At 72.3% G+C, this 14,631-nt stretch carries 11 protein-coding genes; 4 read left to right on the plus strand and 7 right to left on the minus strand.

Annotation, left to right across the window (positions count from 1 at the left end):
- Nucleotides 1-90 precede the first annotated feature (90 nt).
- A complete protein-coding gene (gene hutI / locus ABZ842_RS04660) occupies nt 91-1,275 on the plus strand; it encodes an imidazolonepropionase (protein WP_361531523.1) in 1,185 nt (394 codons plus the stop codon).
- Between the two features lie 392 nt (nt 1,276-1,667).
- Complete coding sequence (locus tag ABZ842_RS04665) at nt 1,668-2,327, plus strand: MSMEG_1061 family FMN-dependent PPOX-type flavoprotein (protein WP_361531526.1); 660 nt, start codon at nt 1,668-1,670, stop codon at nt 2,325-2,327.
- A gap of 29 nt (nt 2,328-2,356) precedes the next feature.
- On the opposite strand, the gene ABZ842_RS04670 is transcribed toward ABZ842_RS04665, so the two are convergent.
- Nucleotides 2,357-3,223, minus strand: a complete 867-nt coding sequence (locus tag ABZ842_RS04670) for an SDR family oxidoreductase (RefSeq protein WP_361531529.1) — start codon at nt 3,221-3,223, stop codon at nt 2,357-2,359.
- 86 nt (nt 3,224-3,309) lie between these two features.
- A complete protein-coding gene (locus tag ABZ842_RS04675; RefSeq protein WP_361531532.1) occupies nt 3,310-4,425 on the minus strand; it encodes an agmatine deiminase family protein in 1,116 nt (371 codons plus the stop codon).
- Nucleotides 4,426-4,527: 102 nt separating this feature from the next.
- Between ABZ842_RS04675 and ABZ842_RS04680 the strand changes: the two genes are divergently transcribed.
- Both ABZ842_RS04680 and ABZ842_RS04685 read left to right on the plus strand, forming a co-directional pair.
- A complete protein-coding gene (locus ABZ842_RS04680) occupies nt 4,528-5,115 on the plus strand; it encodes a TetR/AcrR family transcriptional regulator (RefSeq protein WP_361531535.1) in 588 nt (195 codons plus the stop codon).
- 45 nt (nt 5,116-5,160) lie between these two features.
- The gene (locus ABZ842_RS04685; RefSeq protein ID WP_361531538.1) at nt 5,161-5,595 is read left to right on the plus strand and encodes a DNA-binding protein; all 435 of its coding nucleotides are present in this window, start codon (nt 5,161-5,163) and stop codon (nt 5,593-5,595) included.
- 1 nt (nt 5,596) lies between these two features.
- Here ABZ842_RS04685 and ABZ842_RS04690 read toward each other — a convergent pair whose 3' ends face one another.
- The 5 genes from ABZ842_RS04690 to ABZ842_RS04710 form a co-directional block, all read right to left on the minus strand.
- Nucleotides 5,597-6,133, minus strand: a complete 537-nt coding sequence (locus tag ABZ842_RS04690) for a S1 RNA-binding domain-containing protein (protein WP_361531541.1) — start codon at nt 6,131-6,133, stop codon at nt 5,597-5,599.
- Nucleotide 6,134: 1 nt separating this feature from the next.
- Nucleotides 6,135-10,778: a DUF6531 domain-containing protein gene (locus tag ABZ842_RS04695; RefSeq protein WP_361531544.1), complete on the minus strand. Its 4,644-nt coding sequence runs from the start codon at nt 10,776-10,778 to the stop codon at nt 6,135-6,137.
- A 110-nt stretch (nt 10,779-10,888) separates the two neighbouring features.
- Nucleotides 10,889-11,890, minus strand: a complete 1,002-nt coding sequence (locus tag ABZ842_RS04700) for an oxidoreductase (RefSeq protein WP_361531547.1) — start codon at nt 11,888-11,890, stop codon at nt 10,889-10,891.
- 85 nt (nt 11,891-11,975) lie between these two features.
- A complete protein-coding gene (locus ABZ842_RS04705; protein ID WP_361531550.1) occupies nt 11,976-13,250 on the minus strand; it encodes a TerD family protein in 1,275 nt (424 codons plus the stop codon).
- Nucleotides 13,251-13,404: 154 nt separating this feature from the next.
- The gene (locus ABZ842_RS04710; RefSeq protein ID WP_361531553.1) at nt 13,405-14,631 is read right to left on the minus strand and encodes a cytochrome P450; all 1,227 of its coding nucleotides are present in this window, start codon (nt 14,629-14,631) and stop codon (nt 13,405-13,407) included.

Raw genomic sequence — 14,631 nt, forward strand, 5'->3', positions numbered from 1 at the left:
GAGGTCCCACGCCGCCGTGACGTACGCGAGGTCCCACGCCGTGGAAGCAGCAGGTCCGACAGGACCGGGAACGCAAGGAGCAGCAGCACGGTGACCACCACCACCCTCATCACCAACATCGGCACCCTGGTCACCAACGTCCCGGGCCTCGGGGACGCATCCCCGCTCGGCCTGCTGACCGACGCCGCGGTCGTCATCGCCGGCGACAAGGTCGCCTGGGTCGGCCCCGCGACCGAAGCCCCCGCCGCGGACGAGCGCTACGACGCCGAAGGCCGCGCCGTGCTGCCCGGCTTCGTCGACTCCCATTCCCACCTCGTCTTCGCCGGCGACCGCACCCAGGAGTTCAACGCCCGGATGTCCGGCCGCCCCTACAAGGCGGGCGGCATCCGCACCACCGTCGCCGCGACCCGGGCCGCCAGCGACCAGGCCCTGGAGGCGAACCTCACCCGCTACCTCGCCGAGGCGCTGCGCCAGGGCACCACCACGTTCGAGACCAAGTCCGGCTACGGCCTGACCACCGACGACGAAGCCCGCGCGCTGCGCATCGCGGCGCGCCACACGGACGAGGTCACCTACCTCGGCGCGCACATCGTGGCCCCCGAGTTCGCGGACGACCCCGCCGGGTACGTGGCCCTCGTCACCGGCGAGATGCTCGACGCCTGCGCGCCGCACGCCCGCTGGGTCGACGTCTTCTGCGAGAAGGGCGCCTTCGACGGGGACCAGGCCCGCGCGGTCCTCGCCGCGGGCATCGCGAAGGGCCTGGTCCCGCGCGTCCACGCGAACCAACTCGGCCACGGGCCCGGCGTGCAGATCGCCGTCGAACTCGCCGCCGCCAGCGCCGACCACTGCACCCACCTCACGGACGCGGACGTGGCCGCGCTGGCGGACGCGGCGGGCACGACGGTCGCCACGCTGCTGCCGGGCGCGGAGTTCTCCACCCGCGCGACCTGGCCGAACGCCCGCCGGCTGCTGGACGCCGGGGCGACGGTCGCGCTGTCCACGGACTGCAACCCGGGGTCGTCGTTCACCTCGTCCATGCCGTTCTGCATCGCGCTCGCGGTCCGCGACATGGGCATGACCCCGGACGAGGCGGTGTGGTCCGCGACGGCGGGCGGGGCGGCGGCGCTGCGCCGCGGCGACGTCGGCCACGTGTCCCCCGGCGCCCGCGCGGACCTCGCCCTCCTGGACGCCCCGAGCCACGTCCACCTGGCGTACCGCCCCGGGGTCCCCTTGGTGAGGGAGGTCTGGCGACGCGGGGTGCGGCTGGCCTCCTAGGAGGCGCCCGGAAAGTCCCGCGCACTTCCTTGCGCCTCTGGACGGAGCCGCTGTTTCCCTGCGGGGTGCGTTGGTCTCTGCGGCCCGGTGGTGGGTCGCTCGCGCAGTTCCGCCCCCTGTGCCCTGCGGGCACGGGGGGACCCCCAGCGCCCCTGATGTGCTGCCCCTTTCGTTCGTCTGCGGGTCACCGACGAGGGTTGCGGGGCGCTGGAGGTCCCCTACGCCCGCAGGGCGTGGGCAATAAGGGGCGCTGGGGGTCCCCCCACGCCCTCTGGGCGTAGGGGGCGGAACTGCGCGACCAGCCACAGACGGGCCGCAGAGACCAACGCACCGCAGGGAAACGGCGGCTCCGTCCCAAGGCACAAGGGAGCCCGCGCCCGTAGGGTCGGGCCATGACCCATCCCGTAGCACACAGCGCCTTCGACTCCCTCCGTGCCGACGCCGTGCCCGACCAGGACGCGCTGCGCCGGGTCTACGATCTTCCCGGCGCCGCCGCCGTGCGCAAGCAGATGACGGAACTCACCGAGCAGACGAGACAGTTGATCGGCTGCTCCTCACTCGTCCTGGTCGCCAGCGCGGACGCCGAGGGCAACTGCGACGTCTCCCCGCGCGGCGGCCCCGCCGGCTTCGTCGCCGTCCTGGACGCCCGGACCGTGGCCATACCGGACGCGACCGGCAACAAGCGCCTGGACACCCTGCAGAACGTCGTCGCCACCGGGCGGGCCGGGCTGCTGTTCGTCGTCCCGGGGCGCACCACCACGCTCCGGGTGAACGGCCGGGCCTGCGTCTCCACCCGCCCCGAGTTGCTGTCGCAGCTCACCGCCGTGGGCAAGCCGCCGGCCAGCGCGCTGGTGGTGGGCATCGAGGAGGTCTACCCGCACTGCCCCAAGTCGCTGCTGCGCAGCGCGGCCTGGAAGCCCGAGCAGTGGCTGCCGGCGGACGCCCAGCCGACCTCGGCCGAGGTGACGCTGGCCCAGCTGAGGATGCCGGAGCTGACGATCGCCGACATCGAGCAGCGGGAAGCGGATTCGCTGAAGTACCGGTACGAGTGAGGCCGGTACGAGCGAGGCCGAGCGCGCCGTCAGCGGACCAGGTGGGCGTACGCCTGCGGATGCTCCCGCAGGTACTCGGCGAAGCTCTGCGCGGGCCGGCCCGCGAGGCGGGCCACCGCGTCCGAGACCGTGGCCATCTCGCCCGTCGCGATGGCCCGGTAGGAGGTGACCCACCCCTCGACCTCCCACGGCGGCGCTCCGATGGTGGCGCGGGATTCGTACGCCTCCGGCTCGCTCTCCGCCACGTAGGTGACGGCCCGGCCGGCGAACCGCGACAGCTCCTCCGCGGCCTCGGCGAGCGTGATCGCCGCGGGCCCGGTGACGTCGTACGTCGCGCTGTCGTGGCCCCCGTCCAGCAGCACCCCGACGGCCGCGTCGGCGACGTCGTCGTGCGCCACGGCGGAGATCCGCCCCTGGCCGGCGGGCCCGCGGATCACGCCGTCGTCCCCGGCCATCGCGGCGAGCGCGCCGAGGTAGAAGCTGTCGCGCAGGAAGGTGTAGCGCAGCGAGGAGGCGCGGACGTACTCCTCGGTGTACCAGTGGTCGCGGGCGAAGGTGAACGTCGCGTCGGGCGAGGCCCCGAGGAACGACAGGTACACCACGCGCTCGACGCCGGCGGCCACCGCGGAGTCGACGGCGATCTGGTGTTCGCGCACCCGCCCGGGGTCCTCGTGCCCGGACACCAGGAACAGCGTGCCGACCCCGTCGCAGGCGCGCCGCATGGCGTCCTCGTCCCCGTACGCCGGGACCCGCGCGTGCTCCCCGCCGTCGAGCTGCGGCAGCCGTGCCGCGTCCCGTCCCACCAGCCGGGTGCGCACCCCGCGCGCGGCCAGGCGGCGGGCGACGCGTCCGCCGAGCTTTCCGGTGGCTCCGGTGACGGCGATGACGCTCTCCATGCGCGGGCTCTCCTCGTACGACGGCGGATACGGACACGAATGCGGTCACGGTCACGGTCACGGCCCAGTGTCGACCACGTCGGCGGTCACCGCTCCTCGGGGAGCTGCTGGGTGGCGCAGTGGATGCCGCCGCCGCCCTCGCCGAGGGTGTCGACCGGCACCTGCACGACCTGCCGCCCCGGGTACAGCTCGCGCACGATGGCCACTGCGTCCCGGTCGGCGCGCGCGTCGCCGAAGCGGGGCAGGACGACGCCGCCGTTGACCACGTAGTAGTTCACGTAGCTGGCCAGGAAGTCGGCGCCGCGCCGGCCGATGTCGACGGGCTCGGGCAGCTCGACGACCTCCAGCCGCTCGCCCCGCGCGTCGACGGCCCGGTCCAGGACTCCGCGGGCCTGGTCGTACGCGTCCGTCCACACGTCGCGCGGGGCTTCGGCGTCCGGGGTGCTCATGACCACGACGCCGGGTTCGGAGAACCGTGCGAGGGCGTCGATGTGGTAGTCCGTGATGTCCTGCCCCTTGACGCCCTTCACCCAGATCACGGTGGTGACCCCGAAGAGGTCCTTCAGGGCGCGCTCGATGTCGTCCCGGGACTTGCCGGGGTTGCGGTTGTCGTTGACCCACGAGCTCTCGGTCGCCATGAGGGTGCCCTGACCGTCGACCTCGATGGACCCGCCCTCGCCGACGATCGGCGCCTTGATCCGGCGGATCTCCCCGTCGGCGAGGATCTCCCGGGCGACGTGGGCGTCGTGGGTGTGGGGCTGTTTGTTGCCCCACCCGTTGAAGTTGAGGTCGACGCCGGCGATGCCCTTGGAGCCGTCGGAAGGGAGGACGAAGCTCGGCCCGGTGTCCCGCATCCACAGGTCGTCCACCGGGACCGGCAGGACTTCCACCCCCGAGCCGCACGCCTTCGCCGCGGCCTTGGCGTCCCGCTCGTCGGCGAGCAGGACGACCGGTTCGAAGCGGGCGACGGCGCGGGCGATGCCCGCGATGTCGTTGCGCACGCCGGAGGTGTCCGCGCCCCAGTTGCGCCGGGTGGGCCAGGCCATGTAGGTCAGCTCGTGCGGATGGGTCTCGTCGGGCATGCGCCAGCCGCGGGCCGATGCCACGGGCGCGGCCCGCTCGCCCGCCGGCCGGGCGCAGGCCGCGAGGGCCGCCCCGACCGCGGTGACCAGCGCCGTTTGCAGTGTGCGTCGCCTGGACATCGACATCCCGTTCCTCCTGACTGAAAATTTAGTCAGTACGAGGGTAAGGCATCATCGTGGTCCAGGACGTCGCCGTACTTACCGCCCTCCTAGGAGTTGTCGATGCCGGACAGGGGCACCCAGATCCTCCGAGCCGCCGCCCGGCTGATCGCCCGCCGCGGGGTGCGTGGGCTGCGGGTGGAGGAGGTCGCCGCGGAGGCGGGGGTCTCGACCGCGCTGATCTACTACCACTTCAAGAACCGCTCCGGCCTGCTCCGACACACCCTGGAGTTCATCAACAAGCGCGCCGTGCGCTACACCGACGCCGCCCTCGACACCACGGCGGACCCGCGCACCCAACTCGCCGAGATGCTGCTCCTGGAGCTCCAGGACACCCCCGAGGTGCGGGAGAACAGTGCGGCCTGGGGCGAGTTGCGGGCGAGCGCGGTCTTCGACGCGGACCTCGGGGCGCAGGTGGCCGTGGCGACCCGGGACTGGGCGGACGACGTCGCCCACCTGGTCCGCCGGGCCCAGGAGGCGGGCCTCGCCGCCCCCGACGTCGCGCCGGACGCGGCGGCGGAACGCCTCACGGCGCTGACGGAGGCGCTGAGCGAGCGCTGGCTGAACGGCATCGCGCCCTTGGAGCGGGCTCAGGAGTTGCTGCGCGGCGCGATCGATCGCGAGCTAGGACCGCTTGAACGATCCGTTTAACATTTTCCGTTGACATCAGGGTGTGCGCAACGCCATGCTCCTTGCATGACCGACGACCCCTTCACCCCGCCGAACCCGGACCAGGCGCGGGCCCACCGCGTCTACGCGTCCCTCTTCCGCATCGCGGAGCGCCACGCCTCCACCGACGCCCAGCGCCACCGCCAGACCAACCCCGCGATCCTCGCCCCGCACGAGGCGGTCCGCCTCGTCTCCTTCCTCCTCAGCGGCGCGGCCCAACGCGACGAGAACGAACCCGAAGTCGACCAGGCGGACATCACCGCGGCGCTCACCCTCTTCCCCCTCGTCCGAGGAGAACTGGACGAACTGGAAACGGGCCTCCTCCAAATGGCCCGAGGCCGCGGCATGACCTGGCAGGACATCGCCTTCGGCCTGGGCCTGGGCACCCCCCAGGCGGCCCGCCAACGCTACGAACGCCTCGCGAGCCGCGCGACGCCGACGGACGGGGAGTCCGCGGAGTAAGTCAGCCGGGCATCGAGGTGCGGGGCAGTGACTCATTCATTCCGGCTGGGGGGAGCGAGAGCACCACCTGGCGTCGCGCGAAGTTGATGGCCTCGACCTTCACGGTCAAGCTGTCGCCCACTGGTGATTGGTGCTCTGGCAGGAGGCCGACAGTGCCGTCCGGCAGCCGCACGAATGAGCCGATGGGTGCGAGCTTGACGGTGATTCCCGTCAGCACCTTACCGAGTTGAGTGCGTGCGAAATCGCAGAAGGGATCGTGCTGGAGATCCTTCAGTGATAGGGAGACCTGTTTCCGGTCAATGTCAACGCTGAGCACTGTAGTGGTGACCTGCTGCCCGGGGTGGACCACGTCTGAGGGGTGATCGAAGTGCTGCCAGGCCAGGTTCGCCACTGACACGAAACCCTGCACGCCCTGGAGATCGACAAAGGCCCCGATGCCATCGACGGAGACCACGGTTCCCCGGACGACCTGGCCGAGCTCCAACTCGTTGATGTCGGAGTTCCTGCGCGGGGCTGAGCCATTGGCTTCGTGGGTCATGTCAGTCTCTCCAGGTGTGTCCGCCGTAGAAGTTGATCCAATTCACCTTGTCTATCATCTCGTTGAAGCGAGGGATGTCTTCCCTGGGGATGATCCACTGGTACTCGTCGGGTTTGTTGTCGTGAGTTCGATGATAGGCAGGGGTGGCGTCTTCGGGGAACGCCTCCCTGAAACCTGGTTTCATGATGAATTCGTGATAGCCGTCCTCGTAATCGGCCGTTCCTGCATACTGTTGCACCACCTTCTCGCTGGCCCCGAGGTAGGCGGTTCCGGGCCCGCCGATCTCGTGATCTGGGTGCAGCGAAGGATCCAAGCCGTTTGCTTCCAAAGCCCTATTGCCAACCTTGGGGGAACGATAGAGAACAACAGGGTCTTCCGTGGGGTATCCATCAGGTGCTAGCCCCAGCGAGTCGCACCAGGAGTGCGGGTTTCGCACGTACGTCGCCGGGTTCGGCGCCGGTGCCAGCCCCAGCGGGTCCGGCGTCAGATAGCGCGCCGTCTCCGGGTCGTAATGCCGGAAGAAGTTGTAGTGCAGGCCCGTTTCCAGGTCGAAGTACTGGCCCGGGAACCTCAGCGGGGTGTAGCCCGTGCTCGTGCGGGACCAGGTCGTGGTGCCCCAGAGGGTCGTGCGGGTGTGCCAGGCCAATTCGCCTGACTCGGCGATGAGTTCCGTGGGGGTGCCGACCAGGTCCGTCGCGATGGCGAAGAAGCGTTCGTCGATCTCCGTCTGGGGCGCGTCCGCGGCCAGGCGGCGTTCCGATTGGGAGACGGGGCGCAGGCCCTGGTGGTCCCAGGTCAGGGCCACCGGGTGCGGGAGGTCGGGGGAGTGGGTGACCTGTTCGCAGAGGGTGGTGCCGTCCCAGGTGAAGCGGGTCTCTTCCAGGAGGCCGGCGCCGTCGGGCGCGAGGCGTTGTTTGGCGATGCGGCGGCCCAGCGGGTCGTAGCGGTAGCGCCAGCGGGCGCCGTCGGGGGTCACCACCCCCACCAGGCGGTCCTCCGCGTCCCAGGCGTAGCGCCACGTCTCCGGCTTCCGCGACAGCCGGGTCTTCTGGCGCAGGGTGATGCGGCCCAGCGCGTCGTGCTCGTAGCGGACCGCGCCCGCGCGGGTGATCGTCGTGCCCGAGTACGTGCGCGGGCCGGTCGCCTCGTGGCCCGCGTGGCGCTCCGGCCAGGACGCCTCGGTCTGGTTGCCGGTGGAGTCGTACGCATAGGACTCCGACCAGTTCCGTGCGGTGACGGACGTGACGCGGCCCGCGCCGTCCAGGTCGAAGCGCATCGGGCCGCGCAACCCGTCGTCGAGGGCCGTCAGGTGGCCGTCCGCGCGGTAGGTGTACGCGCGGTGGTTGATGCTGCCGGCGCCGCCGGCCAGGTGCTGCGTCGACAGCCTGCCCGCTGCGTCCCACGTCGAGGTGATCGTCAGGCCGTTCGCGAACGAGCCGAAGGACCGCTCGACCTCCCGGCCCGACTCGTCGTGGGCGAAGTCGATCCGGTGGGCGCCGCTGGTCAGCCGGGTGCGGCGGCCGGCCGCGTCGTAGTCGTAGGCGGTGCGGCGGCCGGTGGGCGTCACCCGGCGCGTACGGCGGCCCAGCGCGTCGTACGCGTACGTCGTGACCTGCCCGTCCACCAGCTCCGTCTTGAGCAGGCCGCGCCGGTCGTACTGGTGCACCAACTCCGCGTCCGGGCCCGCCGCCTGCGCGAGGCGGCCCGCGCGGTCGTACGCGTACGTCGTCACCGCGCCCGCCGCGTCCTTGCGGACCACCCGGCCCAGCCGGTCGCGCTCGTACGCCACCGTCTCGGCCAGCGCGTTCGTCCGCGCCACCACCTGGCCCGCGGCGTCCCGCGCGTACGTGAGGGTGCGGCCGTCGAAGTCCGTCTCGGACGTCAGCCGGCCGGCCTTGTCGTAGCCGTACGTCCACGTCAGCCCGACCGGGTTGGTCACGCGGGTCAGCCGCAGCGCCGCGTCGTGCTCGAAGGCGTACCGCGTCCCGTCGGGGTCGGTGCGCGCCGCGAGCAGGTCGAAGTGGGTGTACTCGAAGCGGGAGACCGCGCCCATCGCGTCCGTGTGGGAGGTGCAGTTGCCCTCGCCGTCGTACGTCCACGACTCGCTCGCGCCGTCGGGCGCCGTCCGCCGCGCCAGGAGCCCGTCGGCCGTCCACTCCAGGGCCTCGACCCCGCCGAGCGGGTCCACCACGCGCACCGGGCGGCCGAAGGCGTCCCGCTCGTAACGGGTGACGCCGCCCAGCGGGTCGCTCACCTCCACCGGCAGGCCCGCCGCGTCGCACCGGACCCCCGTCACCGCGCCCGTCGCGTCCGTGACGGACGTCAGCCGGCCCCGGTCGTCGTAGCCGTAGCGGGTGGTGTGGCCGGCGACGTCCGTCACGGCGACCGGGTTGCCCCGCTCGTCGAACTCGCCGCGCATCCGCGTCCCGTCCGGGCGGACGAACTCCACCGGCAGCCCGGCCTCGTTCCGGACCCACCGCACCTCGGTGCCGTCGGGCCGGACGCCGACCTCCAGCCGGCTCCGGTCGTCGTAGACGTACGCCGTCGTCCGGTCCAGCGCGTCCGTCGTCGTGAGCCGGTTGCCGCGCACGTCGTACGTGTGGCGCGTGGTGTTCCCCAGCGGGTCGGTCGTCGCCAGGACCTTGTTGCCGCGGCCGATGACGTGGCGGGTCACCGCGCCGTCCGCGGTCGTCAGCGTCGTCGTGCGGTGGCCCGTCTCCGGGTCCCGCTCGCCGTACGCCAGCCGCAGTTGGACGTGGCCCTCCTCGCCGCCCTCGGCGACGCAGCGGTCCCGCTCGTCGTACGCGTAGTCGTAGCGGCGGCCGTTGGAGTCGGTCCACGACGTCACCCGGCGCCGCTCGTCGTAGCCGAAGGCCAGCACCGCGCCCGACGGCTTGGTGACGGCGGTCAGATTGCCGTCCTGGTAGCCGTATGTACGGATCGGGTGCACCGCGCCCGCCGCGTCCACCAGGTCGAGCGCGGTGACCCGCCCGCCGGCCGTGGTCAGCGCCAGCCGGTAGCCGCCGGAGTGCGCCAGGCCCAGCGGGGTGCCGTCGTCGGCCCGGTCGACGGAGACCGTGTTCCCGTTGCGGTCGGATATCTGGACCAGCCAGGCGTCACCGGCGCCGTTCCCGCCCCAAGCCCCGCCCGTCGGCGTGGGCGCGGGGGCGGCGAAGTGGTGCACCAGGCCGGTGACCGGATCGGTCAGCACGTAGTCGCCGGAGTCGGCGCGCACCAACTCCGTCAGGTCCGTGCCGACCGTCGGCAGCGCCGGCGCCCCGGGCGCCGGATGCGGATACGTCCGCAGCCGGCCGTCCGCCAGCACGTGGACGACGCCGGCCGCGTCCACCTCCAACCGCTCGTCGACCGTGGACGACCACGAAGGGCCGAAGAACCGGCCGTAGCGGTAGCCGGACTCCACGCGGCGGGTGAACTCCAGCGGCAGCGCGCCCGGCAGCGCCACGTCCGTCTGAGGCAGGTACATCCGGCCCGTGGCGAGGTCGACCGGGTCGGTGCCGTCGTCCGTCTTGTCCCGGTCCTTGTCCTGGTTGGGGCCGTCGGAGTGCTTGCGGTCGCCGTCCGCGTCGTCGAAGGCCCGCCGCGCGCGGTTCGTGTCCGTCCCGACGTCCCCGGACTGCTTGCGGGCGGGGCCTTCGGCCTCGGCGCGCTTGCCGCCGAGGTCGTCGGTGTCGCGTTTGCCGCTGCCGGTGATCTTCTTGATGCGGTCGTCGACGTCCTTGTCGGTGTTCTTGTGGGTCTTGGAGCTATGGCCGATGGCGTCGGGGAGTTTCTTGCCGACGTGGTCGCCGAGGTGGTTGTGGCCCTTGATCAGTTTTTCGACGACGCCTTCGATGGTGCCGTCGAGGGCGGCGGTGAGGGAGTCCTTGCCCTTGGCGCGGCCGTGGTGCCCCTTCGCCTTGTTGATCTTGCCTTTGGCGCGGCCGTTCATCGACACCTGAACGTTCGCGAGCTTGCTGCCGGTGTTGCCGTGCTCGTCGTGGTCGATGCCGAGTTTGCCGCCGGGGCCGCTGCCACCACCGCCGGCGGAGTTGATCTGCGTGCTGCCGTCCGCACCGGTGACTTCCATCGCGGTCTGGATCGCCAGGTCCGTGACGATGCTCTCCAGCGCGGCGACGGCGGGCTGGGTGAGGGTGGCGGTGATCTCCGCGACCGCCGCCTCCGCCATCTCCTTGAGGATCTTCTTGAACGCGATCCGCGTCGCCGCGATCTTCCCGCCCGCGAGCAGCGTGGTCAGCCCGAACGTGAACGGCGCCGCCGCCAACGAGATGCCGACGGTGGCTGCCAGATCGGCGAGTTCCGCCACCGCGGCGATCTTCCGGGCGACGATGATGTCCGCGACGCGATCCAGCGCGCCGGCGATGATCCGCGCCGCACCCGCGAGGTCCTTGTTCTTCCCCTGGACCTTCTTCCAATGCGCGTCCAGCGCCGTCAGGGACTCGCTCTGCCCCGTCGACAACAGCCGTTGGACGTGCCCGTGCGCCGCGCCGGCGTCGTCGTCCGCGTCATCGGCGAACTCCCGCAGCGCGTCCGCCATGTCGCGGTACGCGTCCTCGTCGACATTCGGCCACCCCACACCCACGATGTCCAACATCGTGTCGACGCCTTCAGGAATCGTGTAACCCACGACCCGCCACCCCCGTTGCGGTCATCAGAGCTTCAACTCACCCCAACGATCGCACGGTTGGCGTGCCCGGCCCATGGGCTTATCGGACAGGCTCAGCGCCGCGCGGGCGGTCACGCCGACCGGCCGAGCTCCGTCAGCAGTTCCCGCTCCCGCGCCGCCCCGAGCCCCGCCCGGCGCACCCGGTCCAAGCCCTGCTCCCGCTCCCACCGCAACACGCCCGTCAGCAACTCCTCGCGCGAGCGGTGCCGCAGGCCCGCCGCCACGGCCGCCGCGCCGCTCCGGGCGGAGAACCCCTCCCAGCCGGGCTCGACCATCCACATCGGCAACGAATCGGCGCCCATGTACCCGGCCACGCCGCGCTCCAGCAGCCACGCCGATGCCGCCGTCACCACCTCGCCCGTGTGGCCGCCCATGGCGCGGGACAGCGCGATCCACTCGGCGAACGGCACCACCGGGCCGACCGCGTCGTACGTACCGGTGCGCCCGCCTCCGGCGCAGTCCAGCAGCCAGGACGCCAGGTCCCGGACGTCGACGATCTGCGTCGGGAGGGCGGGGGCGTCGGGCACCAGCAGCGGACCGCGGGGGTCGCGCGCGGCGCGGGCCACCCAGTAGCCGGACCGTCCGCTGCCGTCGCCCGGGCCGCCGATGAGGCCGGCGCGCGCGATCAGCAGCCGGTCGCCCACCGCGGCCGTCGCCGCCGACTCGCACGCGACCTTCGCCTCCCCGTACGACCCGTCGTCGACCTCGGACCGGTCGGCGGGGACGGGCGGCAGCAGCGGCGCGGACTCGTCGGCCCCGACGACGCCGTGGGAGGCGTACGCGCTGACGCTGGATACGTACGTCCAGTGCCCGGCCCGCTCGCCCAGCGCGGCCAGCGCCCCGCGCACGAAGCCCGGCTGCCACGACACCTCCACGACGGCGTCCCAGTCGCGGCCCTGCACCTGCTCGTACGCGTCGGGCCCGCCCCGGTCCACGGCCACCAGCCGTGCGCCGTCCGCGACGCCGCCGCTCTCCCCGCGGGCCAGGCACGTGACCCGGTGCCCGCGCTCGACCGCCTGCCGCGACACCTCGCGGCCCAACCATGCCGTTCCGCCCAGTACGAGGATCTCCATCCCGCCATGCAACCAGCGGGTACGACGGGATTCCAGGGGCGTTCGCGGACAGCTCAGCGGGCGGGCCGGCGGGCGGCGGGCCGACTCAGTCGACGGGGTCGACGCGCATCGTCCAGGGGCCGTGCGCTGTCAGCTGCAGCAGCAGCGGCCCCGCGGGAATGGGTGTGCTCATGCTGATGTCGTCGGTGTCGTTGACCAGAAGGAGCCTGTCCTCGGGAAGTTCGGCGTGGCCGGCGACTTCGTAGCCGTACATGCAGACGTAGCCCTCGCCCTGCGTCTCGAACCGGAGGTCGGCCATGGGGCCGGTGTAGAGGAGGACTTCGTCACCACGGCCCGCCAGCTCTCCTTCGAGCCGTCGGGCGGCGGCCAACGGCAGCACCCGAACGGTCCAGGACGCGCTGGTGCTCAGCTTCATACGTAGCCGACGGACCTTCGGCACGTGTGCGAGGGCGCGGTGGAAAGGGCAATTCTCCATGGTGTTCAGCAGCAGGTCGCCATCTTTGTTCCACTTGTCCAGAGCATGGGCGCACGAGTACATGTACTCGTCCTCACCGTGGGTGAGGCCGAACTCCACCATGACCGGGCCGGTCGGGATGGTGCGGGGCGCGGAGACGACCTGGTCTCCCCGGCCTTCGTAGACGAACGGTTCGAAGACCGGGCCGAAGTCCCAGCCGACGGCTGCGGGCGCGGGCACCGGCTGCATCGGCTGTACGGGCTGCATCGGCTGCATGAGGAGCGCGGGCGGCGGTGCGGGCGGCAGCGGCTGGAACGACTGCGCAGGCTGGGCCAAGAGCGGCGCAGGCGCGGGCGCGGGTGCCGGTACCTGGAACGGCGCCGCTGCCGCGGGTTGCCCCGGTACCTGGAACGGCGGCGGCGCCTTCGCCTCCGCCGGGGCGTCGTCCTCGGCGACGTCGATGCCGAAGTCCGTCGCGAGCCCCGCGAGCCCGGAGGCGTACCCCTGCCCCACCGCACGGAACTTCCACCCACCAGCCCGCCGGTAGAACTCGCCGAAGACGAACGCCGTCTCGGTGGTCGCGTCCGTGACCGCGTACCGCACCACGACGGTGCCGTCCGGCGCGTACGCCTCCACGGCCGGCTCCGGCACGTCCCCGATCGTGCCCCCGTCGGCGGACGCGACGATCGCGACCCGCTCGACCGCGTCCTCGACCTGCGGCAGGTCGACGTACAGCCAGTCCGTGCCGGAGTGCTGCCCGAGGTGGTGCACCGCACCGGACGGATGCACCTGCTGCCCGTAGAAGACCATGTCCGCATCGCCCCGCACGCGCCCGCCCGCGGTCAGCAGCAGCGCAGAGGTGTCCAACCCCCGCTGCACCCCCACCCGCAGTGCCACGCTCGGCACGAAGGAATTGGCCCCCTTGATCAAATCCGCCACTGGTCGCCCCCCGACCTCGGATGAACCCCTCGAATGACTCCCCGGACGAAGCTCCGGATCAGAACTCCGGGTGAGTCGTGGTCGGATCCTAGCTCCCGCCCGCCATCCGCCCGTCGGGCGCTCAGCCCACCCGCACCAGCAGTTCGTCCACGCTGTTCCCGATGAACCCGGTGCGTCGCCGCACCCGCTCGTCCGGGACGGCCAGCTCCAACTTCGGGAGGCGGCCGAAGAGGCGCTCCAGCGCGACCGTCGCCTCCAGCCGGGCCAGCGGGGCGCCCAGGCAGTAGTGCGGCCCGTGCCCCAGCGACAGGTGCCGCCCCGGTGACTCCCGGCGCACGTCGAACCGGTCCGCGTCCGGCCCGTACGCCTCCGGGTCGCGTCCGGCCGCCGAGAAGGCCGCCAGCACCGGCGTGCCGGCCGGGATCGTCGTCCCGTCGACGGTGACGTCCTTCACCGGGTAGCGGAACGGGAAGTAGCTCACCGGGGCGTCCCAGCGCAGCGTCTCCTCCACCGCGTCCGACCAGCTCGCCGCGCCCGAGCGGACCAGGTCGAGCTGCTCGGGGTGGCGGCACAGCGCCCGTACGGCGTTGGTGATCAGGTTCAGCGTGGTCTCGTGGCCGGCGACGACGAACGTCAGCAGCGTCCCGATCAACTCCTGGTCGCCGAGCCGGTCGCCGTCCTGCTCCCGCACGGCGATCAGCGCGCTCGTCAGGTCGTCGCCCGGGTCCGCGGCCCGGATCGCCGCGATGGTCGCGAGGACCTGCACCATCTCCCGGTTCGTGGCGATGGCCTCCTGCGGGGCGATCGACGTGCTCACGATCCGGGTCGACAGCTGGTGCAGCCGCGTCCGGTACTCCTGCGGCACCCCGAACAGCTCGCTGATCACGGTCAGCGGCAGCGGCAGCGCGAAGTGCGTCCGCAGATCGGCGGTCCGCCCGTCGGCCGAGTCCTTCGCGGCCTGGGCGAGGTCGTCGAGCAGCCGTTCCGTCGCGGCCTCGACCCGGGGCCGCAGCGCCTCCACCCGCCGCACCGTGAACGCCTTGCTGACCAGCGACCGCAACCGCCGGTGCGCTGCGCCGTCGGCGGTCAGCATGCCCGGCACGACGGCGAAGGTCCGCAGCGGCCAGCCGTCGGGTATCCGTCCCTGCTGGAGGAGCGCGAAGTGCTCCGGGCTCTTGGCCACGTCCGGGTGGGCGAGGAACTCCTTCAGCGCTTCGTGGCGCAGCACCATCATGCCGGGTACGTCGTCGGGCAACACGACGTCGACCACCGCGCCCTGCGCGAGCAGTCGGACGTTCGCGGCGTGCGGGCAACTGCCGTGCGGATCGGGGCGGTACGGGGCGATCAC

Source organism: Streptomyces sp. NPDC047315 (assembly GCF_040643215.1).
GTDB lineage: Bacteria > Actinomycetota > Actinomycetes > Streptomycetales > Streptomycetaceae > Streptomyces.

Coding starts and splice junctions, on each gene's coding strand:
- ABZ842_RS04680 (WP_361531535.1), top strand. CDS start 4,528: ATGCCGGACAGGGGCACCCAGATCCTCCGAGCCGCCGCCCGGCTGATC.
- ABZ842_RS04690 (WP_361531541.1), bottom strand. CDS start 6,133: ATGACCCACGAAGCCAATGGCTCAGCCCCGCGCAGGAACTCCGACATC.
- ABZ842_RS04665 (WP_361531526.1), top strand. CDS start 1,668: ATGACCCATCCCGTAGCACACAGCGCCTTCGACTCCCTCCGTGCCGAC.
- ABZ842_RS04675 (WP_361531532.1), bottom strand. CDS start 4,425: ATGTCCAGGCGACGCACACTGCAAACGGCGCTGGTCACCGCGGTCGGG.
- ABZ842_RS04700 (WP_361531547.1), bottom strand. CDS start 11,890: ATGGAGATCCTCGTACTGGGCGGAACGGCATGGTTGGGCCGCGAGGTG.
- ABZ842_RS04685 (WP_361531538.1), top strand. CDS start 5,161: ATGACCGACGACCCCTTCACCCCGCCGAACCCGGACCAGGCGCGGGCC.
- ABZ842_RS04670 (WP_361531529.1), bottom strand. CDS start 3,223: ATGGAGAGCGTCATCGCCGTCACCGGAGCCACCGGAAAGCTCGGCGGA.